General features: G+C 43.2%; 24 protein-coding genes. 6 read left to right on the top strand and 18 right to left on the bottom strand.

All coding sequences use genetic code 11. The features are described 5' to 3' along the window. Nucleotides 1-8: 8 nt before the first annotated feature. The 6 genes from IDJ75_RS05745 to IDJ75_RS05720 form a co-directional block, all read right to left on the bottom strand. Nucleotides 9-1,079 carry a dipeptidase gene (locus IDJ75_RS05745; RefSeq protein WP_191174626.1) on the bottom strand — a complete coding sequence of 357 codons (1,071 nt, stop codon included), beginning with the start codon at nt 1,077-1,079 and terminating at the stop codon, nt 9-11. A 27-nt stretch (nt 1,080-1,106) separates the two neighbouring features. Further along, nucleotides 1,107-2,222: a D-TA family PLP-dependent enzyme gene (locus IDJ75_RS05740; RefSeq protein ID WP_191174625.1), complete on the bottom strand. Its 1,116-nt coding sequence runs from the start codon at nt 2,220-2,222 to the stop codon at nt 1,107-1,109. A 5-nt stretch (nt 2,223-2,227) separates the two neighbouring features. Then, entirely contained in the window at nt 2,228-2,692 is a 465-nt protein-coding gene (locus IDJ75_RS05735) for a RidA family protein (RefSeq protein ID WP_191174624.1), read from the bottom strand. Nucleotides 2,693-3,007: 315 nt separating this feature from the next. Beyond that, nucleotides 3,008-3,436 carry a GNAT family N-acetyltransferase gene (locus IDJ75_RS05730; protein WP_191174623.1) on the bottom strand — a complete coding sequence of 143 codons (429 nt, stop codon included), beginning with the start codon at nt 3,434-3,436 and terminating at the stop codon, nt 3,008-3,010. Between the two features lie 282 nt (nt 3,437-3,718). Continuing rightward, entirely contained in the window at nt 3,719-5,656 is a 1,938-nt protein-coding gene (locus IDJ75_RS05725) for a glycoside hydrolase family 97 protein (protein WP_191174622.1), read from the bottom strand. A gap of 132 nt (nt 5,657-5,788) precedes the next feature. Next, complete coding sequence (locus IDJ75_RS05720) at nt 5,789-6,649, bottom strand: AraC family transcriptional regulator (protein ID WP_191174621.1); 861 nt, start codon at nt 6,647-6,649, stop codon at nt 5,789-5,791. Between the two features lie 121 nt (nt 6,650-6,770). Between IDJ75_RS05720 and IDJ75_RS05715 the strand changes: the two genes are divergently transcribed. Then, the gene (locus IDJ75_RS05715; protein ID WP_224746494.1) at nt 6,771-7,751 is read left to right on the top strand and encodes a phytanoyl-CoA dioxygenase family protein; all 981 of its coding nucleotides are present in this window, start codon (nt 6,771-6,773) and stop codon (nt 7,749-7,751) included. Nucleotides 7,752-7,815: 64 nt separating this feature from the next. On the opposite strand, the gene IDJ75_RS05710 is transcribed toward IDJ75_RS05715, so the two are convergent. The 8 genes from IDJ75_RS05710 to IDJ75_RS05675 all read right to left on the bottom strand — a co-directional run bounded on the left by IDJ75_RS05710 (nt 7,816) and on the right by IDJ75_RS05675 (nt 13,740). Then, nucleotides 7,816-8,355: a DUF4199 domain-containing protein gene (locus tag IDJ75_RS05710; protein ID WP_191174620.1), complete on the bottom strand. Its 540-nt coding sequence runs from the start codon at nt 8,353-8,355 to the stop codon at nt 7,816-7,818. Between the two features lie 114 nt (nt 8,356-8,469). Further along, entirely contained in the window at nt 8,470-8,940 is a 471-nt protein-coding gene (locus IDJ75_RS05705; protein WP_191174619.1) for a response regulator transcription factor, read from the bottom strand. A 78-nt stretch (nt 8,941-9,018) separates the two neighbouring features. Continuing rightward, complete coding sequence (locus IDJ75_RS05700; protein ID WP_191174618.1) at nt 9,019-9,924, bottom strand: NAD(P)/FAD-dependent oxidoreductase; 906 nt, start codon at nt 9,922-9,924, stop codon at nt 9,019-9,021. 132 nt (nt 9,925-10,056) lie between these two features. Next, entirely contained in the window at nt 10,057-11,193 is a 1,137-nt protein-coding gene (locus IDJ75_RS05695) for an acyltransferase family protein (protein ID WP_191174617.1), read from the bottom strand. Between the two features lie 11 nt (nt 11,194-11,204). Next, nucleotides 11,205-11,756: an ATP-binding protein gene (locus tag IDJ75_RS05690; RefSeq protein ID WP_191174616.1), complete on the bottom strand. Its 552-nt coding sequence runs from the start codon at nt 11,754-11,756 to the stop codon at nt 11,205-11,207. A 5-nt stretch (nt 11,757-11,761) separates the two neighbouring features. Next, the gene (locus IDJ75_RS05685) at nt 11,762-12,100 is read right to left on the bottom strand and encodes an STAS domain-containing protein (protein ID WP_191174615.1); all 339 of its coding nucleotides are present in this window, start codon (nt 12,098-12,100) and stop codon (nt 11,762-11,764) included. Next, on the bottom strand, nt 12,097-13,233 hold the full coding sequence (locus IDJ75_RS05680; protein WP_191174614.1) for a SpoIIE family protein phosphatase: 1,137 nt from the start codon (nt 13,231-13,233) through the stop codon (nt 12,097-12,099). Before IDJ75_RS05680 ends, IDJ75_RS05685 begins: the two co-directional genes overlap by 4 nt. A gap of 6 nt (nt 13,234-13,239) precedes the next feature. Continuing rightward, nucleotides 13,240-13,740 (bottom strand): hypothetical protein, encoded by a 501-nt coding sequence (locus IDJ75_RS05675; RefSeq protein WP_191174613.1) that lies wholly within the window; start codon nt 13,738-13,740, stop codon nt 13,240-13,242. A gap of 71 nt (nt 13,741-13,811) precedes the next feature. Between IDJ75_RS05675 and IDJ75_RS05670 the strand changes: the two genes are divergently transcribed. Beyond that, a complete protein-coding gene (locus IDJ75_RS05670) occupies nt 13,812-14,735 on the top strand; it encodes a glycosyltransferase family 2 protein (protein ID WP_191174612.1) in 924 nt (307 codons plus the stop codon). After that, a complete protein-coding gene (locus tag IDJ75_RS05665) occupies nt 14,732-15,907 on the top strand; it encodes a glycosyltransferase family 2 protein (protein WP_191174611.1) in 1,176 nt (391 codons plus the stop codon). Before IDJ75_RS05670 ends, IDJ75_RS05665 begins: the two co-directional genes overlap by 4 nt. Nucleotides 15,908-15,960: 53 nt before the next feature. Here IDJ75_RS05665 and IDJ75_RS21130 read toward each other — a convergent pair whose 3' ends face one another. Genes IDJ75_RS21130 through IDJ75_RS05655 form a run of 3 tightly spaced genes read right to left on the bottom strand, consistent with a single transcriptional unit; the run spans nt 15,961 to nt 18,375 of the window. Further along, nucleotides 15,961-16,458, bottom strand: a complete 498-nt coding sequence (locus IDJ75_RS21130) for an SMP-30/gluconolactonase/LRE family protein (protein WP_317173742.1) — start codon at nt 16,456-16,458, stop codon at nt 15,961-15,963. Further along, nucleotides 16,380-16,856, bottom strand: a complete 477-nt coding sequence (locus IDJ75_RS21125; RefSeq protein ID WP_224746492.1) for an SMP-30/gluconolactonase/LRE family protein — start codon at nt 16,854-16,856, stop codon at nt 16,380-16,382. The genes IDJ75_RS21130 and IDJ75_RS21125 overlap by 79 nt, the downstream gene beginning before the upstream one ends. A 1-nt stretch (nt 16,857) precedes the next feature. Beyond that, on the bottom strand, nt 16,858-18,375 hold the full coding sequence (locus tag IDJ75_RS05655; protein ID WP_191174610.1) for an alpha-L-fucosidase: 1,518 nt from the start codon (nt 18,373-18,375) through the stop codon (nt 16,858-16,860). Nucleotides 18,376-18,473: 98 nt separating this feature from the next. Here IDJ75_RS05655 and IDJ75_RS05650 point away from each other — a divergent pair, with 98 nt between their 5' ends. From IDJ75_RS05650 to IDJ75_RS05640, 3 genes are all read left to right on the top strand, one after another. Next, nucleotides 18,474-20,624: a glycoside hydrolase family 3 N-terminal domain-containing protein gene (locus IDJ75_RS05650; protein ID WP_191174609.1), complete on the top strand. Its 2,151-nt coding sequence runs from the start codon at nt 18,474-18,476 to the stop codon at nt 20,622-20,624. Nucleotides 20,625-20,763: 139 nt separating this feature from the next. Continuing rightward, nucleotides 20,764-21,219: a DUF4268 domain-containing protein gene (locus tag IDJ75_RS05645; RefSeq protein ID WP_191174608.1), complete on the top strand. Its 456-nt coding sequence runs from the start codon at nt 20,764-20,766 to the stop codon at nt 21,217-21,219. A 164-nt stretch (nt 21,220-21,383) separates the two neighbouring features. Beyond that, nucleotides 21,384-22,586 carry a DUF763 domain-containing protein gene (locus IDJ75_RS05640; RefSeq protein ID WP_191174607.1) on the top strand — a complete coding sequence of 401 codons (1,203 nt, stop codon included), beginning with the start codon at nt 21,384-21,386 and terminating at the stop codon, nt 22,584-22,586. Here IDJ75_RS05640 and IDJ75_RS05635 read toward each other — a convergent pair. Continuing rightward, on the bottom strand, nt 22,578-23,102 hold the full coding sequence (locus IDJ75_RS05635) for a DUF4142 domain-containing protein (protein WP_191174606.1): 525 nt from the start codon (nt 23,100-23,102) through the stop codon (nt 22,578-22,580). The genes IDJ75_RS05640 and IDJ75_RS05635 overlap by 9 nt on opposite strands. Between the last annotated feature and the right edge of the window lie 182 nt (nt 23,103-23,284).

Below are 23,284 nucleotides of genomic sequence, written 5' to 3'. Positions count from 1 at the left end.
TTTATATTTTATTTCCACGCGTTCCGTAAAAAACGCAGCCAGTTGCCATGCATCATATTATCAACATCAGCATCGGTATAACCGCGTTTTTGTAATAAAACAGGCACTTTCTGCATATCGGCAATGGTTTCCAGATCGTATGGGCATTGTTCGCGCCCAAACGCACCATCAAGGTCGGTACCCATGCCTACATGCAGGGCGTTGCCCGCTATCTGGCAAATATGGTCAATATGATCTACCATTACCTCAAGATTGCAATTCATTTTACGCGGAGTTGACTGTCCCCTAACCCATCCGGGTACCATCATCCATGCATCAAGGGCTGCGCCTATCACTGCGCCACGGTCAATAAGGGCTTTTATCATTTCATCGCTGTACTGGCGGTTGTGGTTCACCAGGGCGCGGCAATTGTTATGACTTGCCAAAACATGCCCGTTAAAGTTATCTAAAGCCTGCCAAAAAGCATCGTCGCAAAGGTGCGTGGCATCAAGGATGATGTTGAGGCGTTCCATTTCTTTCAGTAGCTCTAAACCGTTCTGTCCCATCTTACCGGTAGCATCAGTACCGTTGGCATACCTGCCCGGGCCGTAATGCGCGGGGCCAACAGCACGAAGACCATTTTGATACGCACTTTCTAAGTATTCTACATCTATAATGGAATCCGCTCCTTCAAGGCTTAGGATATATCCAACAGGCTTATCTGCATTATCCGCGCCATTGCTCCATAAAGTAAGATGCTTTTCTAAACCTTGCAGGTTATTTACCTGTACCATTTCACCGGCGTCTGCCATGGCTTTGTACCAGGCAAGCTGGCCCTGCGTTTGCGCCCATGCCTGTTGCGGCGAATGCCAGCCGGGTAATGAATTACCGGGCGCTACATACCTGCCAATTTGCGTGGCTACCACCAAGCCGATATTTCCCTTACGTAGTTCGGGCAGGGATACCACGGCCTTTGCACGGTCGGGTTTATCGGTTAACCCTTCTTCGCGCCGGTTAATTTCGGCAACCGGGCGGGTTAGGTCGCGGTTCCATTCAAGCGCGTTCATGCTGAGGTCTAAATGGGCGTCTATAATAAACATCCTTTATATTGTTAAATTGATATATTGCTAAATGGTTATTTTTCTATCTCTTGCAGTAGTTTTCCATTCGCCGGTAACCACCTTATTTTCAATGGTTATAGCGCGTTCATATAAAGCCACTGACGGGCAAACGTGATATGGCAGGCCGTACAAAATATCGCCTATTTTATACTGATGGTTTTTACCTGCATCGGCCACTAAATGTTCCTCGCTTTGGCTAACAAACTTCAGTTCGGGGGCGTTTAAAAAGTACACTCTTTTAGCCAGTTCATTCTCTGCCGATACCGATTTATGACCCAGATCGATACAGATCTTACCTTCTTCGGGTAAGGAAATTATCCTGGCAACAATAAGCGCCGCTGTATGAAAAGGCTGTTCTGGAAACGCCTGCTGATATCCCTTGTCCCAATAAGCAAATGTACCGGGGCTGCATTCAACATCTTTTATTTTTGATATGATAGGAAAAGTTGGCGAACCACCTGCAATAATTACAGGCTGTGGATATCCTTTTGCTGCAATGTCATCAATCAGCTTAAAAACAGGCCCCATACTTTCACCGGAGCGTTTTTGGCGTATGGCGTAATCACTATCATGGATATGACCGTCATAAGCATGCAAGCCTTTAAAAGCTAATCCGGGTAATGATAAGCAGGTGGTATACAGATCCAAAGCATCCGCCCCGGCTGCAATACCGGTGCGGTTCATGCCCACATTCAGATCGATGTAAACGGCTATTTTGATATTGTTTTTTACAGCTTCGGCAGATATTGACTGAGCAGTATCTTCATTATCTACCAAACAAGAATATTTGGTTTGCGAATATGCCTTTATCAGTTGTACAAAGCGTTTAAGCTTTGGCCCTGTGGGTTGATATGCCAATAGAACATCAGGCGCTTTGGCAATGCCCAGCATTTCGGCTTCGGCAATGGTAGCACATTTAAATTTTTGAATGCCTGCCTGTATCATCAGCAAAGAAACATCTATGCTTTTATGTGTTTTTACATGCGGGCGCAAGCGGTTTACATCATCAATCATGGTTTTAACCAGGCCAATGTTATATTTTACCCTATCGGGATATACTACCAAAGCAGGCGTGTCCAGTTCATCAACGTTATTGATGCTGTACCACTCAGACGTTTCCATGTTGCTTATACAAGTTCAAATAAAGCCTCTATCTCTACCGGGATATTATCGGGCAATGAGCCCATCCCTACCGCGCTGCGTACGCCAATGCCGTTCTCTTCGCCCCAAACTTTGGCAAACAATTCGCTTGCGCCGTTAATGATGTAAGGGTGCCTTTCAAAATCGGGTGTGCAGTTTACCATACCCAATACTTTTATAACGCGTTTAACCCTATCCAGGCTGCCTAAATTGGCTTTTATGGTGGCCAGCATAGCTAAACCAACCTGCCTTGCAGCAAGCTTGCCATCTTCCATATTAATGGTATCACCAATACGGCCGATGATAAGGCTGCCGTCATCCTGCACGGTACCGTGGCCGGATAGGTAAAGGTATTTGCCATCAATTAAACAGGGTTTGTAAACACCAAGCGGTTTTGGTGCCGGGGGCAGGTTTAAGCCCAGGTCTTTAAAGTTTTGTTCGGCTGAGTTCATTTTGTAAATCTATTATTTAAAAATAAAAAGTAGTATTTTTTTAACCACAGAGGGAAACAGAGAAAAAAGGGCACAGAGAAAACAAAGTATAATTATGGTTCTTAATTTAAATTTAATGACTAAAAACAGGTGTAGCCGGTAATCATTTTAGAATAGGAAGCTCCGATGGAGCCAGGAATACAAAGGCTACCCTACGGGGTTGTATGCTAATCGGTCCAGACGGAGCCACGTGTTATAACATTTCCGCAGATTTTACTCCCATCGGCCCCTCCCCCTATTTATTGTTAGAAAATAATTGCGCCCTCTGCAAAAGCACTATACTTTCAATTTCAGGTCGTTTACATCATCCAATAAAAAACAATGGCTAAACTGCGTCATGCCGGTTTTGGGATAATAGTTTACCGCGGCAGGCGCAGCAAGCAATATCAGTTTGGCCTTAGGCGATTGCCTTTTTGTTTCGGATATTAAACGCACACCAATACCCTTTTTTTGATGATCTTTATCAACTGCCAGGTCTGATAAATAAGTACAAAAAGCAAAATCTGTAAGTGCGCGCGATATGCCTATCAGTTTACCATCTAAACGGGCGGTTACTATCAGGTTGGCATTTTGCAGCATATCCTGTATCCGTCCGGCATCATCAACAGGCCTACGCTCGGCAAGGGTACTCCGGTTTAATACATCAATAAATTCTTCTGCGCTGAGTGTTAATTCGCGCTGATATACAACTTCTGAAACGGGCATTTTGTAGGGTTTAAATGTTAAAGTACCATCACTTTGACGGCAATCAAATTTTATAATTTTGCGGGCCATACATATAGTCCAATAAATATAAACGCTTTAGTCCAGATAAATTTATAGTAAAAGCGTTGGCCCGGTGCAATCCCCTTCAAACGGTAGGGTGCATGGGAGATTTAACAAAGCGGTATAGAAAACTGACTAAATCACTCCCCGCTACTGCACAAACCATCACACTGATCCCAAGGAGTGAACCAATAGCCTGTTATGTGGGCTTTAACACGATAACTATTGGGGTTTTAGTTCTAAAACAAACCCGCCTTTTGGCATTATCCCAACTGTTACCTTACTATCTTTCTCCTGTACAATCTCCCGGTGCGCTATAGTACGCGGTGTGTTCCCGTCTGTAAATAGTGTACCGCGAAACACATCTTTATTATATAAAAAAGGTAATGATATCGTCCACGTTTTGGCAGTACTTTCGCCATTTATACCGGCTATATACCAGTTTTTGCCTTTACGGCGGGCTATGATGGCTTCTTTACCGGGTTCGCCCTGTATATAGCGGGTGTCATCCCAGGTATTTGGCACGCTGCTCAGGAAAGCCTTCACTACATTATCCTGGCTTAAGTAAGATGAATCGCTGTCGGCAAAGTGCATCATTCCCGACTCAAACATCACGCTTAAAGCCAGCTCATGCGTATTTGTTGTAGTATGCGGGCAGCATTTATAATCAGAAAAAGTAACGGGTGTATAATCCATTGAGCCGGCAACGTTTCGGGTAAATACATAAATGGTGTTTAACTCGGCTGCATCCATGGCAAAATCGTTAGACCAGCCGTAATTTTCGGCACCGCGTACTGATTCCATCGACAATAGATTGGGGTAAGTACGTGCCCACCCACGGGGCATAGTGCTGCCATGAAATATCACCATAATCTCTTCTTTAGCCGCATCCTTCAGGATGTCGGTATACAGCTTCATGATATTTTGCTTGTCGCTCTGAAAAAAGTCCACCTTAATAGCTCTAACACCCCAGTTATGTATTTTTTTTAATTCCTGCCTGCGTGTATCAGGGTTAAACATTACATCCCGTGGCTGTTCCCCAACGTTATTATGCGGCCCGCCAGAGTTATACCACAGCGTAAGCTTCACATTTTTTTGTTTAGCATATTTTACCAGGTCCTCAATAGAACCGCCGGCTGTTGGTATATTCCAGTTGGCATCAATCAATGAGTATTCCCATTTCATTTTGGCAGCCAGGTCAACAAAACGTTTCATAGTTGTAATGTTTCGGCTGCTGGCGTGGTCGCTCCACCAGCTCCATGACGAGCGGCCCGGTTCAACCCATGAAATATTACCTATGGCATTTGGTTGTGCTAAATGGTTTACCAGGTTTGATTGTACAACAGTACCTGCACTTTCACCGGCTATGATCAACCTCCAGGCGGTAGCAAACGGTGTTTTTGCAACAGGGTACGCACTACCCTGCCCCAAACCTTCGGCTGCTAACGGGAACGCCATTTTATATACGCCATTAGCCGCATTTTGCTGCAGGTGCATGGCTGCATTATCGGCCGTTGTGTTACTTTCAGAAATGAACAGCCATTGGTCTTTGGTGTGGAACAATACAGGGAACGCCCAGCCGCTGCTATCTTTAGCTGCCGTGCCTGCCGGGATGCCGTTTTTAAATACGTTTTCGTAAGATGGGTCTTTATCGTAAGGTTGCATCCAGGCGGTAGCTTCTGGTATGGCAAACTCAGTTAGTTCTTTTACAAGTGTGTAGTTTTTGGCAGAATCGGGAAAACGGTAACGGAAGGCTACGCCATCGTTGTAAGCACGCAGGTCAATAGTTATCTTGTTTTTATCGCTGTTGGCAAATGTAATACTTGCCTGGTTGGCAGTGGCATGGTATACGTGGTATTTACCCACAGGCAGGGTATAGATCTCATTAATTTTGCGGGTAAGTTCGTTCACAAAGCTCAGGCCCCCGGTAAATTTATCGGTTGTGGTCTCAACACCAAGCTTCGATTGGCGTACCACTTCGTTATTTTTATTCTGAACTTTATAGCTCAGGCTGCCGTTGTTCAGCTCCAAATTTATTTGAAGCCCTTGGTCGGGCGAGGAAACCTTCCACTCTGTTGTGCTTTTTTGTGCATACGCCTGCGACAAAATGATAAAGCCTGCTAAAAAGGCTATTACAAGCGTTTTTAAAAAATTAATCATTAGTTTACCTGGTAGTGTAGTTATTAAAACGATACTTCTGCAATTATCGACATTGAAAATTACATATGGGGCTATTACTGCAAGTTTTAGCCCTACATTTAAATAATAAGTAAATCGGGATAAAGTTTGCACTTATTTATTTTGATCAACCCAGGTCTTTTTAAAAGCTGATGGGTTTTGGCCAACAATTTTATTAAATAAACTATTGAAATACGACAAGCTATCAAAACCGATGGCGTAACATGTTTCGGTTATGTTTTTGCCCTGCATCAACAAATTTTTGGCGCGTTCTATGCGGTACTGGTTCACAAAGTCGGTAAAGGTGATATTGGTTTGGCGTTTAAAGTAACGGCAAAAAGCGGCGGTAGTTAAATTTACTTTGGCAGCTACAGCGTTTACGTCGGGTTTTTGGTGGTAGTTGGCATCAATGTATTCATAAACTGCTCCCATTCGGATCTTATCCTTCAAAATAAAGGATTTACTGGTGTTATCCTTATTCAGCTCTACAGTATCTGATGAACTTGCAAGCTGTTGGAATATGTCTATCAGTTCCAGTAATTGCTGGTATGAGCTTAGTTCCCCCAGTTTCTTTAAACGTTCTGCAACTACGGCTTTGGTTGTGCCGGTAAAAGCAATGCCTTTATCAGCCAATTTAAATAATCGGTTTATAGCAGCAAATTCGGGCGATGTGCCAATAGCCGCACCCAAGAAATCGGTGCGGAGCTGGATCACTATCTGGTGGTATTCGCTGCGCAGCCGGTAATCAAAATTAAGGTGAGGGATATTGCCACCTATAAGCACCAGGTCACTTTGCGTATAGCCGGATATATGCGAGCCTACGTGCCTGATACCCGCATCTGCCTCTACATAAACCAGCTCAACTTCGGGATGATAATGCCATAAAAAGGTATTGCGTAAACGCGGCGAAAATAGCTTAAAAGATTTGCCGGGTTCAAAATCTACCCGCTCTAATTGAATCTCATTTATCGCCATGTTGTTTAATTTTATAAGTAAAACTATGCAATAAAATCAATACAGAGCAAATATAGGTCACTATACAGAATATATGCGCCCCATTGGCCCGCTACCTTTGAATTATTAAACCAATAAAATAATGAGGACAGAAACCATGACACCCACTATGGCTCCGGCCATGAAAGCTAACGAAGCTCATAAAGTAATACCGGGGAACCCATCTACGGCAACATCAAGCCAAATAAAGTTAAACGACCGCAGCAACGGCAAGCCCTTACAGGTTTTAAGCGAGGTCGACTGGCAGTTTTGGGTGGATAATGGCTACGTGATCATTAAAAACGCCGTACCAAAAGAACAAGTAAAAAAGCTTGCCGATTACCTGTGGGAATATGAAGGCAAAGACCAAAACAATACAGAAACCTGGTACAAAAGGCCAAATGCTCAAATGCAAATGGCCGAGTTAAATAATACCGGCATGGTAGAAATTTATAACCAGCAATACATGTGGGATAACCGCCAGATGGAAAAAGTGCACCAGGCATTTGCCGATGTTTGGGGAACGGAAAAGCTTTGGGTAACGATAGACCGCGCCAACCTGAATTTCCCGCTAAGGCCGGGCTTTGAATATAAAGGTTTTATCCACTGGGATTACGACCCCGAAACCCGCCCGCAAAACGTACAGGGCGTATTGGCGCTGGCCGACCAGACTGACGAAACCATGGGCGGCTTTCAGTGCATCCCCGAGTTGTACCGCACCTACGATACCTGGAAACTCACACAGCCCCATGACCGCGATCATTACAAACCCGATACCACTGGCTTTACCATTGAAAAGGTAAAACTGGAAGCCGGCGACCTGCTGATATTTAACAGTTTGGAACCACATGGTATCCGCGCCAATACAAGCGGCAATAAGGTACGTGTGGCGCAATACATATCTATGATGCCCGCACAGGAAGAGAACGAAGAGCTGAGGCAGTGGCGCATAAACAGCTGGCAAAGCCGTGAAGCCATGCAAGGCTACGCCTTCCCCGGCGACCCGATGGAGCGCGAGAAAAAGAACCCGGTTGCCAAGTTATCGCCCCTGGGCAGAAAATTGCTGGGGCTGGATAAATGGTAGATAAAAGGAACACCCGGGAATAAAGCCCGGGTGTTCCTTTTATTTTTTAAGCTTACCTGCTTAATCAGGCTACTACCACGTTACCGCTATTTGTTTTACGTTTTAAAATAAGCGCCGTAATTAAAGCAATGATGATACCTACCGGTAATATCTCCATATATGTATAAAGTATTACACCAAAAACGGAATCGTATATACTTTTCATAGAATTTATTTCTTTTATTTTGGCAGCTATTTCTGCTGCGCTTGCACCGCTATTCTGCGCTTTTTGGATGAGTTGCTGAGAGAAGCGTTCCATAAAATCAGGAATAAAAAAGTAATAATCTATTAACCAGGCAGCCACATACATGCTTGAACCTATTAAGGCGATGAAGAGTGCCATTTTAAACGCTTTACCAAAGCTTATTACGCCATTATTCTGCTTGTCGCGGTAGTTCTTTATGGCGGGGAACATTAACGAAAAGGCGATGATCATGGATGCGAACCCCATTATCATATTGCCTTCATACGTACCTGTTTCATGGCACCAGGCAATACTTCCAACCATCCATGCCGAAGCTATAAGCCCGGCTATCAACCCAAATTTAATTACAGTTTTTTTCATGTGATCTTTTTAAAGTTTATGGCCCAAAGTTGAGGTATATGGGCATTTTTGCACTCATACTTTAGGGTGATTTTATACATATAAAGCTTTTTAATACTAAAGCGTGAGTGGCTTTTACGGTATCAGCCTTAGTTTTTTAGCTTTATCAACCGCCTGGGTACGGCGCTGTACCTCCAGCTTTTCAAACACCTTGGCCGAATGTGTTTTTATAGTATTGAGGGAAACGAACAGCCGTTCGGCTATTTGATGGTTACTTAAACCTTCGGCCATTAGCTGCAGTACTTCAAGCTCTCGCTTGCTTAAGCCAAGGCGGGCAAGTTCCTGTTCATCCAAAATAAAATCATTGGTTTTTACGATAACTTCCTTCTCTACAAAAACGGTGTTGACTTTTGGTTTCATTAATTTAACCGCCAGCCAAATGCCCAGGGCAGTAAATATGATGGCCAATGCGCCCCCGTAAAGCTCGACAGCGTAATCTGCGATAAGGAAACGCCACTCCAGCCACTTCATTAAAAACAATAAAGCAGCCAGAGATGCGCCATAAATTAAAACGGAACGGTGTCGTGCCAGGAAGTTCAATGTCATTACCCTATTTGTGTCTTAAAATAAGGCAATTTATGGCGTAATTCAAAAAATCGGGTGGATTGTTCTTACCTCAGAGAATTAAAATGCTTCGTCTATAAGAGCTTTATTTATAAAAACGCCCGCCATTGTGCCATTAGCAACAGCATTTGCCACACCGCGCAAGGGCGAGCTGTTATCGCCGGCGGCATAAATACCGGGAATGGTTGTAGCGCAAAACTTATCTGTTTGTATTTGGCCTTGTTCTGTTAAAACACACCCTAATTGTTCAGGGATATCAGTATGTTGTTTAAACGGTACGCGAGCAAATATTGCCCGGATTGCATGCTCAGTACCATCTATTAATTTAATTGCCTGCACCTGGTTATTAACACAATCTATACCGGCAATTTTTGTTTGGATAACCTTAATGCCGTGTTCTTTTAATTTTTGTTCCTGCCCCGGATTAAATGTTGATATACCATTTGTAAATAAAGTAAGATCCCTGCTCCAGTTATTAATAAGCTTTGCGAATTCAAAACCTTCATCGCCATTACCAAAAACAGCCAGTTTTTCCTGGTAAACCTCGTAACCATGGCAATATGGGCAATGAATAACAGATGTACCCCAACAGTCGGCAAACCCAGGTATATTTGGCATAATATCTTTCAGACCCGTTGCAATGAGCACCTTTTTAGTTATAAATGTTTGTGCTTTGGTGGCTGTTACTTTAAACCCTTCATCAATCTGAACAACATTTTCAACAGTATCGGTCACCAGCTTTACAGTTTTATAAGCAGCCAACTCCCGTCGGGCTGCCATAGTTATATCAGCTGGGGTTGCACCATCATTTGTTAAAAAATTATGCGAATGTGGAGTTTTTTTGTTACACGGGTCGCCATTATCTATCACCAGAACTCTTCTCACTGACCGGCCTAATGCCATTGCCGCCGATAAACCTGCAAAACTGCCGCCTATTATAATTACTTCGTATTGATTTTTTTTCATAAATATCGTGGATTTAATAGGTTATAAAAATTATTAATTATGAGGCTAAAATACTCAATTGCATCAATGTTGCATTTAATGATTAAAAAGATGAAACTCCTATGATATAAAAACAGGATAGATGAATAGCTGCTAATTCTGAGAAACTTTTTGAAACCGCCGCTTTATGCGCAGAAAATAACGTTCATAACCGAAGTAAGAGATTGATGCCAGCGCAATTGTCGCCCCTGCTGTTGCCACGTAAATAACCAGGTTTTGAATGATCAAATTACTACCATGCATATACTTTTCAACCAGATAAAACACCAGGAACAACGGGTATTTGTGTAGCAAATATATACCGTAGGATATTTTGCCCATGTATTGTAAAGGCTTATTACCAATTGTATAAAAACTTGTTGTTGGTTCGCATAAATTTACAATTAGCAAAGCCGCTATTACGGCCATAATCATATCACCCTGCGGTATTTCGTGCTTTAAATAAAAGTAAATAAATATAAAAAAAGCACTTGTTAAGGTCCATTGAGCCCGGCGCGTAAACACCCTGTTAAAAACATGCTGAAACCTGAATATAAATGCCGGATGTTTAGTGTTATAGTAAAGCGTAGCCACAATTGCCCCCACCATCATGTTATCAAACCGGGCGTAATATAAAAACAGGCTTAAATTTGCGGCAAACGTATTACTTTCGGGAAGGTTGCGCACCACAATATTTAGAACGATCAAACAACCTGTTATGATGATTAGTGCGTTAAGGATATTTTCGGGCTTTTTTATTTTGAATATATGCGGATAAAAAATGTAAAACTGCTCCTCTGTGCCTATAGACCATATGGGATCGAATATGGCTGGCAGCATTTTTAAACAAAAAGCCAGGTTGGGTAAAAAAAACACACTCAGCCACAACGCATTAGATGATCCTTTAGCGGGATATATAAAAAACCCAACAATAACCACCAGGAAATATAACGGCCAGATACGCAGGATTCGCCGGATGTAAAAATCTTTAAGTTTTACCTTTTTAAATTTGTCTTTTTCTACAAATAATAAATAAGTGATCAGGAACCCGCTAAGGGAAAAAAATATAGTTACCCCTATTTTGCCAAAATTTTGCAGGTTAAAGGGCAATTGTTGCAAGCCAAAATTTGTTTTATGATACTCAATATGTGATAACACTACCATTAAGGCGGCTATTGCTCTTACACCATCTAAATTGGAGAAGTAAACAAGACTTTTTTTAGCTGTAGTAATTGGGTTATGTTTTTGCATACATGCTTATTTTACACCATACTGGTTACAGATGCCGTAAAACTATTTGTACAACTATCAATATCAAATTCATACGCAAATGTGCTGGAAGCACGGGTAATGATCAATAACCCAAAATGCTCTGTTAATGTATTAATATCAAGCGGCCCGGTTTGTTCTGCTTCTTCAATAAAAAACTGAAGGCTGCAATTGTTTGTCAATTTGGCTTTTAAAATAGCATCAGCGTTGGCATAAACAGTTAATACCCTGTTGGCATGGTGTTTACCCGGCAATGGCCACTCTAATAAATTCCCGTTACAGCGTATAGTCAGCCCGTTACCCCTGTCTGTTTTTCTGATAATTATTTGATCACCCGTTGTAGTAATTTCGATGGTAGTTTCCTCCGTGCCCGAGTGTTTTAGCGAGTTGGTTAGCAACTCTATTAATACCAGCTTTAATTTGGTAATGGTGTCTTCGTCTGTTTGTTGTTGTTGGTCGATGTACGACATAACATCAGTCACCAATGGGTATAGACCATCAGCCTGGTTGTTAAATACAAATTTTTGTGTGGTTATATTCGCCATAGCTGTCAGCTTTTGCGTTCGGCCGCTTCAGTTGCCGATGGATATATTTTAAATGCCTTATCAAGCCTTATAAGCTGAAACAAACCGGCTACATCCTTATTTAAGCCTGCTACAACAATTTCGGCTTGGTTAACCAGGGCATATTTTAATGAGGATACCAGTGCCCCCAGGAATGAACTATCTACATATATCACACCTTCAAAATTTACAATAATGTATTTGTTGCCTTTATCTAATAGCGACGTCATTTCGTCTTTAAAAGCATCAGACACCGTTAAATTGGCTTCTTTAACCTGTATACCGGCTATCAAGGCATCTTTATAAATGTTGGTTAATAATATCATTGATCTGTTTTTTGTAAATGGATAAGGCTGCAATCATCAATATGCGCAACCGTTTTGCCCTGTAAAAATGTGCTTTTTTTAAACGCGGCAAACGACTGAGCTAAGTAAGGCTTTACGGCCTCTGTAAAAGTATTATAGTCTGTTTTTTTGCCATTAGTATCTTCAAAATCAATTATACCATCGGTAAATATAAACAAGCGGTCGCCTGTGTTTAGTTTTAATAACTGTTCATCAAAATCGCCATCGGGCATCAACCCCAATAACATACCTGACGAACCTATTTGTTTTAAACCTTTATCTGCCGTGTTATAATAAAGAAGTGGTAGGTCGCCGGCACCCGAATACGTTATCAAGCCCCCCTCCGTGTCAACCATCAGCAACGAAAGACTGGATAGTACATCATTAACCACAGGGTCATGATACACCACTGCATTTATTTTTTGCAGAATGCTTTTGGTAGAGAAATTCCCCTCGGATATGCATATGCGCACAGCTGCGCGGATGTAACTTAAAAACCCGAACGAAAAATACCAGGCCCCCCATTTTTTGCCCATAACATCCCCTAAAACAATAAAGGTGTAACGTTCATCAATTTTTATAAAATCTATAAAATCTCCCCCCGGATAATTTTGGAAGGATTTATGCCAAAAATCAACCTCAAAGCCTTTTATAACCGGTAACCTTTGCGGTACCGAATGCAGGTTAAGAGCCATAGCTGCCACGCTTAATTCTTTCAGGGTACGTTCGTGCTCCTCGCGTACGGTACTTAAAAAGTTGTTTATTTTTGAAACCACCACGGGAAGCGGTGTATCTTTCAAAATATAATCTACAGCTTCCAGGTTAATACCTTTCAACATCAGTTCGTTATCACCCTCAGACGTCAGGAACATGAAGGGAATATCTTTATAAATGGGCATGGCAATGAGGTTTTGCCTAAAGGCGAAGCCATCCACATCTGGCATATGATAATCTGAAAGTATAATGTCGGGCCGCTCCAGCCCCAGTATGGCCATTGCCTCATCGGCCGAATTAGCTTTCATACAATAAAAACCCTCTTTGCTTAATGCACGCCCCATCATCTCTAATACAAGTGGGTTATCATCAACCAAAAGGATTTTTTTTGATACGGCCATGGCGGGTTATACGCTTCGTTTTTTTAACAAAGCGTTTAATAACAAATATACGCCAGTAAACACAATAAGCAAAGCTATCAGGTCCATGAGGGTTACACCATCGTTGGGGTTAAAATGAAATATGGTAAACATTTCAAAATATGGCGGCGCGGGCATAATGATCATGGCCATCCCCAGTGTTATCATTGTAATGCCTATAATGGCTACAATCGTTTTTTTAACACGTTCGTGGTTAAGGTATTGCTTCGACACATCGGTATCCAACTGGTGCTGCGATAAAAGCATCTCAAAATCGTTCAACAGCCCCAGCCTGTCCTGCCCGGCATCAAGTCCCTTAAAAGCTTCAATTGTTTTGGGCAGCGATGCCTCATCAATGGCCTTGTTTATTTTTTGCTGAATGGCTTTGGCGCGCTTAACATCTACCCCCCCTTTTTGAATTAAAGCCACTAATTCATCAGCTTTTTGTTCCAATAATTCGGCTTCGCTGGTGGTTTGTTTATCCTTCAAGGTTTTAAATGATTATAAAATGCTTAACTTTTACTAATATTATACCGTTTAAAAGGCATTAACTATTTTATATGAAGCGGGTATCTGTTGTCACTATTAATTTTAACCAGGATAAAATTACAGAAGAACTTTTAGTATCAATAGCAGAAACAAATACTTACGAAAATTTAGAGGTAATTGTTGTTGATAATGGCAGCACTGTAAACCCTATCCCGTTATGGACAAGCAAATATCCCGATGTTAGGTTTATACGGTCTGAAGCTAACTTAGGTTTCTCGGGCGGTAATAATATCGGTATAGCGCAAGCCACCGGCGATTATTATTTCCTTGTGAATAACGATACTGAATTCTCTCCCGGCCTTGTACAAAAGCTGGTTGATATTTTGGATACACATCCGCAGGTTGGTATCATATCGCCAAAACTGGTGTATGATTTCGACAGGAGCATCATCCAATACGTTGGTTTTACACAAGTTGATTATTATACCTGCCGTAACCAGGCCGTTGGTAAAAACGAAAAGGATGTTGGCCAATACGATAATCTGCTTGGCCAAACCGGCTACTGCCACGGCGGCGCCATGATGGTGAAGAAAGAAACCTGTGAAAAGGCCGGATTGATGGCCGATAACTTCTTTATTTATTACGAGGAGGTTGACTGGGGCGAGCGCATCAATAAATCGGGCTACCAGGCATGGGTACGCGGCGATGCCGTTATTTATCATAAGGAATCCATGACAGTGGGCAAGAACAGCCCGTTTAAAGAGTACTTTATGAACCGTAACCGTATACTGTTCATCCGCCATAACGCGCCGGCTTTTAAGGCTTTTGTATTTTATATTTATTTTGTGCTGATGGTTGTTCCACGTAACCTTGTCAGGTATATAAAAGAGAAGAAATACAACTTTATCGGTATCCTGTTCCGCGCCGTTTGGTGGAACATAACACATAATAAAAACAGTACCGAGTTGGGTTTTACCATTAATAAGGTTTCATGATAATTGTTTTCTGGATAAGCCTTTTCATTGCGTTTTATACTTTTGTTGGGTACGGTTTACTGCTGTATTTTGTCATCAAAATAAAACGGATTTTTAAAGGCAAACCTGTTTTGCCCATTGTTGCTGATGATAACCTGCCTACCTGCACGCTTGTTGTAGCGGCTTATAACGAAGAGCACTTTATTGCACAAAAAATAGCCAATAGCCTGCAACTGAACTATCCCGCAGGTAAACTGAAATTTGTTTTTGTTACAGATGGTTCAAGCGACCGTACGCCTGAAATTATTGGTCAACACCAGCAGATACAATTATTGCACCGCCCTGAGCGTGCCGGTAAAATTGCTGCGGTACATCGCGCTATGGAGTATGTAGATACCGAAGTTGTTGTTTTTACAGATGCCAACACATTTTTAAATACTGAAGCTATAACCCGCATTTGCCGCCATTACAGCGACAAAACTGTTGGTGCCGTAGCCGGCGAAAAGCGTGTACAGATTGATGCCAGCGCCGATGCCAGCGCCGCGGGCGAAGGTTTTTACTGGAAGTATGAATCGGCCCTTAAAAAATGGGACTCGGAACTGTATTCGGTTGTAGGTGCCGCAGGCGAACTATTCAGCGTAAGACGTAACCTATACCAGGACGTACCTGCCGATACCGTACTGGATGATTTTATGATATCTATGCTTATAGCCGCCAAAGGCTATCGCATTATTTATGAGCCGGAAGCCTATGCGTTAGAAACTGCATCAGAAAATGTATCTGAAGAATTAAAACGTAAGATCCGTATAGCGGCGGGGGGGATACAATCCATACTGCGTTTAAAGAGTTTGTTACTACCTTTTAAATTCCCAATTCTATCGTTTCAATACATTAGTCACCGCGTATTGAGGTGGACCGTCACCCCTTTCTTTTTGATCCTGGCATTTATCACCAACTTTGCAGTAGCATTTGCCGGTAAGGGGCTTATTTATGAGCTACTTTTTGCAGGGCAGGTATTATTTTACAGCCTGGCCATTTTTGGCTATATTATGGAAGAACGCCAAATCCGCATTAAAATACTTTTTATCCCCTATTACTTCTGCGTAATGAACTACGCGGTAATGGCTGGCATTATCCGTTACTTTACCACACAACAAAGCTCGGTATGGGAAAAGGCACAGCGAAAAATGTGACCAGGATTCAGCGGATTTTTACGATTGACCGGATTTTTTAAAAGTGGAGGTCCCTACTCCACCCCTCTTACATTCATCTTCAAAGTATAAATAGCTTTTGAAGCTGTAATAAACAACACATCCCTGTTCTTACCACCAAAACAAACATTGGCGCTCCATGGTTCGGGGATATCTATATGGGCAATTTGTCCACCCTTAGAGTTGTATATACTGATACCCTTACCGGCCAGATAAAGGTTGCCTTGTTCATCAAGTGTAATACCATCAGCACTGGTATTGGCAATAAATAGTTGACGGTTGGCTAACAGGCCATTGGGTTTTATGGTGTACTTGTATATTTTACTGTCACCAATATCTGATACATACAGCTGTTTGCCATCCGGGGTGCCTACAATACCATTTGGCCTTACCATGCTATCCAATACTATTGGTTTGCTTTTGCCTTTCATCAGCACAAATACCATCTGGCTGCTTAATTCGCTTTTTTTACGTGTCCAGTAATCGCGTTGGTAGTATGGATCGGTAAAGTAGATGTTGTTTTTGGCATCCACCCACAAGTCGTTTGGCCGTTAAACAAACTACCTTCAGAGTTATTTAAAAGCACTTTTACCTTACCATCAGGTTTGATGCGCCATAGCTGGTTATGTTCATCGGCACAAGCTATCAGGTTACCTTCACCATCAAAATAAGTACCATTGGCGCGGCCTGCATTATCCATAAAAACAGAAAGCTTGCCATCTGTATCATATTTCCATATCTTGTTATTTGGCTGATCGGTAAAGAAGATATTTCCTTCCTTATCCACCGCGGGGCCCTCAGTAAACGCAAATTGTTTAGATACCAATTGTGGCGTCTCGTTAGCATCAAAAAGTGGCTTTATTTGACCAAAAACCGCCCCTGAAACGCCAAAAAAGAGACTTAAAACGCCCGCAATTACCCTGTATTTCATCTTAGAATTTCGGTGGTTTGCTGTTATCAATTAAAAATGCGACATCGTTTAATTTAGCTTCTTTATAAAGCCCGAAATCGCTCAGGGCAATGCAAACCGGCGACTTGGTGATACGCAGCCTGACCTTACTTGCAGATACATCATTTTGTAAACGGATCAACCGGTTGCCGCCAATGCTGGTAGCTTTGGCAATCTCCTCCCACTTACCATCCTGCCAGGCATCAACCGCTACCTCCTCAACCCGCTGGCCAAGTTTGATATTTTCGCGCAGGCGTATTATATTAAAGGTTTTAGGCTGATGCATATCTAATACCAATTCGGGCGTTTTCACTTTATCATCAGTTGCCCAATAGGTGTAACGGCTATCAACCAACAGGCTGGCTGCGCCATATTTAGTTTTATTATTACCTCTTGTATTACTTGCTGTTAACGTAGCGCCTTTGGCCAAATTGAGGGCAAAAGTTCTCCTTAACACATCGCCAAACTGCTTTAGTGATTGCACGTCATTTGTATTCAGCTGGCCTGTCCTGTCGGGCGATAAACCTAAGTCTAAAGCAGCGCCACGGCCAACACTTTGGTAATACAGGCTCAGCAATTTTTGAGGCGTTTTAACCGAATCATCCTGGCGTTTGTGGTAAAACCATCCCGGTCGAAGCGCCACATCACATTCGGCAGGCATCCAAAATTCGCCATCGCGATGGCCTTCTGTGCCTTCATAATCTTTTACATAGCCATTGCCCGGCTTCTTGCCGGCATCAGGCGCATGAGGTGTGTAGGTTGCCCAACTGGTTTCGCCGGCCTGTCCGCGTTCGTTGCCTACCCAACGTATGTCCGGGCCAACATCGCCAAAAATAACGGCGTTGGGCTGCAGCTTACGGGCAATACCCCAGGTTTCATCCCACCCGTAATAGGTAGATCTCTCTATCTTACGAACTTCGCGCGCACCGCCGTAGTAGCCATCACCACCGTTGGCACCATCATGCCAGGTAATAAATAACGGGCCATAATTGGTATACAATTCTTTTAATTGCTTACGATACACTTCTGTTACATACTCAGGCTTACCATAAAGGGCACTGTTCCTGTCCCAGGGCGAGCAGTAAACACCCATCTTCATGCCCATTTTATCACAGGCTTCACGATACTCGCGCAGTATATCGCCTTTGCCATTCTTGTAAGGGCTTTTGCTGATATTATGTTCGGTTGTTTTAGTAGGCCACAGGCAAAAACCATCATGATGTTTGGCTACTACAATTATACCTTTAAAGCCACCCGCTTTAGCCGCGCCGACAATTTGCATAGCATCAAAATTAGATGGGTTTACCAGTTTGGGGTCTTCATCACCATAGCCCCATTCCTTGTCGGTATAGGTATCAGGCCCCCAATGGATCAGGCAGTACATGCCGGTTTCCTGCCAGTTTAACTGGCCTTGAGTTGGTAATGGGCCATAAGGTTTTGGCGCGGGCTGTGCAAAAGCCGATGATGCAGCCAGCAGTAAAAGCAATGATAGGTATTTCATTTAAGCAGTATTAGTAATTGCTAAAGTAACATTTCAGCACAAAATAATTGGCAGAGCGGCCTATTTCTTTTAAGTTAGCATTCCCTTATACTGCCCATATGAAAATTCGATTTTATTATTTGCTATTGATACTTTTTGTACCGATAATGGTCTCCGGCCAGCAAAAAATTATCTATAAAGACAGTAAACAGCCTTTAGACGTCCGTGTAAAAGACCTGGTATCGCGCCTTACTTTAGAGGAAAAGATAGCCCTGTTAGGTTATCAAAGCAAAGCCGTACCGCGCCTGGGCATCCCTGCCTACAACTGGTGGAACGAAGCCCTGCATGGTGTTGCCCGCGCAGGCGAGGCAACCATCTTCCCGCAGGCTATAGGCATGGCAGCAACTTTTAATGACGACTTATTGAAACAAGTATCCAACGCTATATCAACCGAGGCCAGGGCAAAGTATAACCTGTCAACCGGGATGGGCAGGCGGCTGCAATACATGGGCCTTACCTTCTGGACACCCAACATCAACATATTTAGAGACCCTCGCTGGGGCCGTGGGCAGGAAACCTACGGTGAAGATCCGTTCCTTACCTCGCGTATGGGTGGGGCGTTTGTAAAAGGCTTGCAGGGTGATGATCCGCATTATTTAAAAGCCAGCGCCGCAGCCAAGCATTATGCCGTACATAGCGGCCCCGAAGCAGGCAGGCATGAGTTTAACGCCATAATAGATCAGAAAGATCTGCGCGAAACCTACCTATACTCGTTTAAGTACCTGGTTGATGGCGGCGTGGAAAGCATTATGTGTGCCTATAACCGGGTTAACGACGAACCTTGCTGCACCAGCAATACTTTGCTTAAAGATATTTTGATGAATGAATGGAAGTTTAAAGGCCATGTGGTTACCGACTGCGGCGCTTTAGATGATATTTACCTTCGCCATAAAACACAACCCGACCAGGTAATTGTAGCTGCCGAGGCCATCAAAGCTGGTGTTGACCTGGATTGCTCTACCCTTCTTCAAAACGATGTAATGCAGGCCGTAAAACGCGGCTTGCTGAAAGTTGGCGATGTAGATAAGGCCTTATGTGCCACCCTGCGCACACAATTCAAACTCGGTTTTTATGATGATGCGTCGCTTAATCCATACCATGGTTACGGTGCCGATAGCGTGCATAACGCGCAGCACATTGCCCTTGCACGTAAAGTGGCGCAACAAAGCATGGTGCTTTTAAAAAACGATAATAATGTGCTGCCGCTTAGTAAAAGTAAATACAGCAGCTATATGGTTGTTGGGCCAAATGCAACATCGTACGATGCACTGATAGGTAACTACCACGGAACAGGTAAAGTGGTGAATTTTGTAGAAGGTATAACCGCTGCTGTTGGCCCCGCTGCCCGCGTTGAGTATGACCTTGGGGCCGATAACCGCGACACCACTCATTTTGGTGGTATTTGGGCTGCGGGGAATGCAGACGTTACGGTTGCCGTGTTGGGCTTGTCGCCGGTTAACGAGGGCGAAGAGGGCGATGCCTTCCTGGCCCCGGGTGGTGGCGATAAGCTGGATATAAATTTACCCGCAAGCCACATTGCTTATCTTAAACGTTTGCGTGCCGAGGTAAAGAAACCCATTATAGCAGTGATCACAGCAGGCAGCGATGTGGATGTAGCAGCTATTGCCCCCTATGCCGATGCCGTTATTTTGGCCTGGTACCCGGGCGAGCAGGGCGGCAATGCGCTGGCCGATATTTTGTTTGGTGATATTTCGCCGTCGGGGCATTTACCGGTCACATTTTATAAAGCATTGAGCAACCTGCCCGATTATAAAGATTACAACATGAAAGGCCGTACCTACCGCTATTACGATGGCCCTGTGCAATATCCGTTTGGCTTCGGCATGAGTTATACAAAATTTGATTACACTGCAGCAGGTAACTTTAAAACAAGCTATAAAGCTACTGACACCATTAGTATAAGCATAGATATAAAAAACACAGGCACTTTTAACGGTGATGAAGTGGTACAGGCCTATATTCAATATCCGAAGATTGACCGTATGCCTTTAAAGGAGTTAAAGGGGTTTAAACGTGTAAGCGTAACTAAAGGGGCACAACAAACTGCAACCATTCGCATCCCTGTTAGGGAGTTGCAAAAATGGGACCTGGCTACTAACAAATGGAAAATTTACCCCGGTGAGTATAGGCTGATCCTGGGTGGTAATTCGCAGGAGGAGAAGTTGAGTTTGAAATTCAATATAAATTAGCCGAATGTCATTTCGAACGAGGTAAGAGGAGAAATCTTTTACAATTGCAAGTGTACATCACGCTTCAACAAATGTTTGGTGTAAAAGATTTCTCGTCGCTGCGCTTCCCTCGAAATGACAACGTGTTTAAAAAATATCTATGTACTCTAAAGATCAGGCATCACAGTTAAAACAGGCATTCTGGACAGCGTTTGGGCAATATATGGGCCCGGTACTATCTGCCGAAGGCCTGCGCACCAACTGGATCAATTATAAAACCGGTGTAAAGCACATCTATTTCAGAACGCAGGCTGATAATAAAATGGCAAGCGTTGCTATTGAAATAGCCCACCCGGATGCAGAGCTGCAGGAATTATTTTTCGAGCAGTTCGCCACCTACAAAACCATGCTACACAATACACTTGGCGAAGAATGGCAATGGCAACTGCATGGTAAGGATGAATACGGCAAAATCGTCAGCAGGATTTATACAGAGCTCTCCCCCGTCAGTATCTTCCAACAGGAAGACTGGCCAAAACTGATCTCCTTTTTTAAACCCCGTATAATAGCTTTGGATGAGTTTTGGAACGATGTGAAAGTCTCTTTTGAGGCGTAGACGCCTCTTATCCTCACCCAACAGTCATTGCGAGGAGCGATAGAGACGTGGCAATCTTCGATAGAAAGGCAGGCGACGAGCATGTAGAAGATTGCTACGCTCGCAATGACGCGCGAGAGGTGGTATTCTTTCATAATCTCAAACAAATTGCTAACTTTGTTAGCATGAAGCGTTCCGGTAGTGCCGATTTACCCTTACATTATGGTTATGTACCTGTTTGGCTCGCCGAACGTATGGCCAAACTGGGCCTCGCAGTAATAGAAACTATTGTAATGGATTACGGAAAGGATGAGGTTTTACGCCGCCTGAGCGATCCCTTCTGGTTTCAGAGCCTGGGCGCTGTTATGGGTATGGATTGGCATTCATCAGGCATCACCACATCGGTTATGGGGGCGTTAAAGCGGTCTATCAATCCACACAGCCGCGAACTGGGTATTTATATTTGCGGCGGTAAAGGCAAACACTCAACCAAAACTCCTCAGGAACTGATGAACGTTTGCAACACCACCGGGCTTGATGGTAACTACTTGGTAAAATGCAGCAAGTTGAGCGCCAAGATTGATAATACCGCTATACAGGATGGTTTTCAATTGTATACACATAACTTTATTTTAAGCGATACGGGCAAATGGGCCGTAGTACAACAAGGCATGAGCGACCTGAGTAGCACCGCCCGCCGTTACCACTGGCATTCGGAACAACTAACTTCATTTGTTGAAGATCCCCATACCGCCATCCACGGGAAAAACAACGGTTTTATTTTAAACATGGCCGATAAACTGGCTGATAGCTCGCGCACAGGTGTAATGCAGATTGCCGCCGAACAACCCGACCGCATGCTGAAAGAAATAAGGAAACTTGTAATGCCCAATCACCATGATGTGCAGGCAAAAGATGTCGACTTGAAACGCCTGGGTACTGTGCTGTGGCTGGCACACGAAAAACAACCTAAGGACTTTGAAGACCTGTTGCTGCTACAAGGCCTTGGCCCGCGTACATTGCAATCATTAGCTTTGGTAAGCGAGGTGATCCATGGCACGCCGTCAAGGTTTAAAGACCCGGCGAGGTTCTCCTTCGCGCATGGCGGTAAAGATGGGCATCCCTTCCCTGTACCTACAAAAGTTTACGATGAAACCATAGGTGTTTTGCAAACCGCCATCCACAAAGCCAAATTGGGCAACAGTGAAAAAAGCGAAGCCATTAAACGCCTCACCAATATAGCCCAGGCGGCAGAAAAAGACTTTACCCCAAATGCCAACTTTGACCAGGTGATAGAAAAAGAAAGGAATGATTCATGGAAATACGGTGGCCGAACTGTTTTTGGCAAAGCTAAACCGCCTTTGGAACAACAATTAAAACTATTTTAGACCAAGACATATTTCATTTGCCTGTTTCAGATGTTCCTGCAGTTTTGGCAACGTTTTGCCGGCAAAATCTTTTAACTTTTTGTCTGTGTTGGTTTCCCCGGCTTTAAAAATCTTTATGGCATTTTCATGGTCGTTAACCATAGCCTGTGTGTACTCCTTATCAAAATCATGACCCTTTTTACCTGTTAAGCTGCTTACCAAATGTTCGTGGGCAACAGTAAGTGTGTCGTTCGCAACCTTACTGCCAGATAGCTTTCTCAGTTCAGCATCCGCGTCAGTATGATCGGCAATGATCATTTTTGCAAATGCCAGCACTTCTGTGTTACGGGAATTTGTTAAGGCAAGTTGAGATACCTTAATTTCGGCTGCGCCGGATTCAAGAGCATCTTTCACGAAAGAAATCCCATCTTCGTTAGCCTGATTTATTTTATTGTAGTTTTTGGCTTTTTTGTTATTACAAGCTTGCACAATAAGTAAGGTAACCAATGCGAAGGCGATACTAAATGTTCTTTTCATCGTAAATATTAAGCTTATAATACTTACGTAACACGTATTACCACATTCTGTTTACAAAAACTTAATGATTAACATCCTCCCAACCGTCATTGTGAGCGTAGCGTGGCAATCTTCGATAGAAAAACTTGGCGGCATGTATCTCGAAGATTGCCACGTCGCTATAGCATCTCACAATAACGGTG

The organism is Mucilaginibacter rigui (genome assembly GCF_014773275.1).
GTDB lineage: Bacteria > Bacteroidota > Bacteroidia > Sphingobacteriales > Sphingobacteriaceae > Mucilaginibacter > Mucilaginibacter rigui_A.
Note: the sequence above shows the minus strand (reverse complement) of the source record. Positions and strands in the feature narration are given on the sequence as shown.

Excerpts from the sequence above, each read along its gene's own strand:
- IDJ75_RS05745 (WP_191174626.1), bottom strand. The coding sequence starts at position 1,079 with ATGTTTATTATAGACGCCCATTTAGACCTCAGCATGAACGCGCTTGAA.
- IDJ75_RS05740 (WP_191174625.1), bottom strand. The coding sequence starts at position 2,222 with ATGGAAACGTCTGAGTGGTACAGCATCAATAACGTTGATGAACTGGAC.
- IDJ75_RS05735 (WP_191174624.1), bottom strand. The coding sequence starts at position 2,692 with ATGAACTCAGCCGAACAAAACTTTAAAGACCTGGGCTTAAACCTGCCC.
- IDJ75_RS05730 (WP_191174623.1), bottom strand. The coding sequence starts at position 3,436 with ATGCCCGTTTCAGAAGTTGTATATCAGCGCGAATTAACACTCAGCGCA.
- IDJ75_RS05725 (WP_191174622.1), bottom strand. The coding sequence starts at position 5,656 with ATGATTAATTTTTTAAAAACGCTTGTAATAGCCTTTTTAGCAGGCTTT.
- IDJ75_RS05720 (WP_191174621.1), bottom strand. The coding sequence starts at position 6,649 with ATGGCGATAAATGAGATTCAATTAGAGCGGGTAGATTTTGAACCCGGC.
- IDJ75_RS05715 (WP_224746494.1), top strand. The coding sequence starts at position 6,771 with ATGAGGACAGAAACCATGACACCCACTATGGCTCCGGCCATGAAAGCT.
- IDJ75_RS05710 (WP_191174620.1), bottom strand. The coding sequence starts at position 8,355 with ATGAAAAAAACTGTAATTAAATTTGGGTTGATAGCCGGGCTTATAGCT.
- IDJ75_RS05705 (WP_191174619.1), bottom strand. The coding sequence starts at position 8,940 with ATGACATTGAACTTCCTGGCACGACACCGTTCCGTTTTAATTTATGGC.
- IDJ75_RS05700 (WP_191174618.1), bottom strand. The coding sequence starts at position 9,924 with ATGAAAAAAAATCAATACGAAGTAATTATAATAGGCGGCAGTTTTGCA.
- IDJ75_RS05695 (WP_191174617.1), bottom strand. The coding sequence starts at position 11,193 with ATGCAAAAACATAACCCAATTACTACAGCTAAAAAAAGTCTTGTTTAC.
- IDJ75_RS05690 (WP_191174616.1), bottom strand. The coding sequence starts at position 11,756 with ATGGCGAATATAACCACACAAAAATTTGTATTTAACAACCAGGCTGAT.
- IDJ75_RS05685 (WP_191174615.1), bottom strand. The coding sequence starts at position 12,100 with ATGATATTATTAACCAACATTTATAAAGATGCCTTGATAGCCGGTATA.
- IDJ75_RS05680 (WP_191174614.1), bottom strand. The coding sequence starts at position 13,233 with ATGGCCGTATCAAAAAAAATCCTTTTGGTTGATGATAACCCACTTGTA.
- IDJ75_RS05670 (WP_191174612.1), top strand. The coding sequence starts at position 13,812 with ATGAAGCGGGTATCTGTTGTCACTATTAATTTTAACCAGGATAAAATT.
- IDJ75_RS05665 (WP_191174611.1), top strand. The coding sequence starts at position 14,732 with ATGATAATTGTTTTCTGGATAAGCCTTTTCATTGCGTTTTATACTTTT.
- IDJ75_RS21125 (WP_224746492.1), bottom strand. The coding sequence starts at position 16,856 with ATGAAATACAGGGTAATTGCGGGCGTTTTAAGTCTCTTTTTTGGCGTT.
- IDJ75_RS05655 (WP_191174610.1), bottom strand. The coding sequence starts at position 18,375 with ATGAAATACCTATCATTGCTTTTACTGCTGGCTGCATCATCGGCTTTT.
- IDJ75_RS05650 (WP_191174609.1), top strand. The coding sequence starts at position 18,474 with ATGAAAATTCGATTTTATTATTTGCTATTGATACTTTTTGTACCGATA.
- IDJ75_RS05645 (WP_191174608.1), top strand. The coding sequence starts at position 20,764 with ATGTACTCTAAAGATCAGGCATCACAGTTAAAACAGGCATTCTGGACA.
- IDJ75_RS05640 (WP_191174607.1), top strand. The coding sequence starts at position 21,384 with ATGAAGCGTTCCGGTAGTGCCGATTTACCCTTACATTATGGTTATGTA.
- IDJ75_RS05635 (WP_191174606.1), bottom strand. The coding sequence starts at position 23,102 with ATGAAAAGAACATTTAGTATCGCCTTCGCATTGGTTACCTTACTTATT.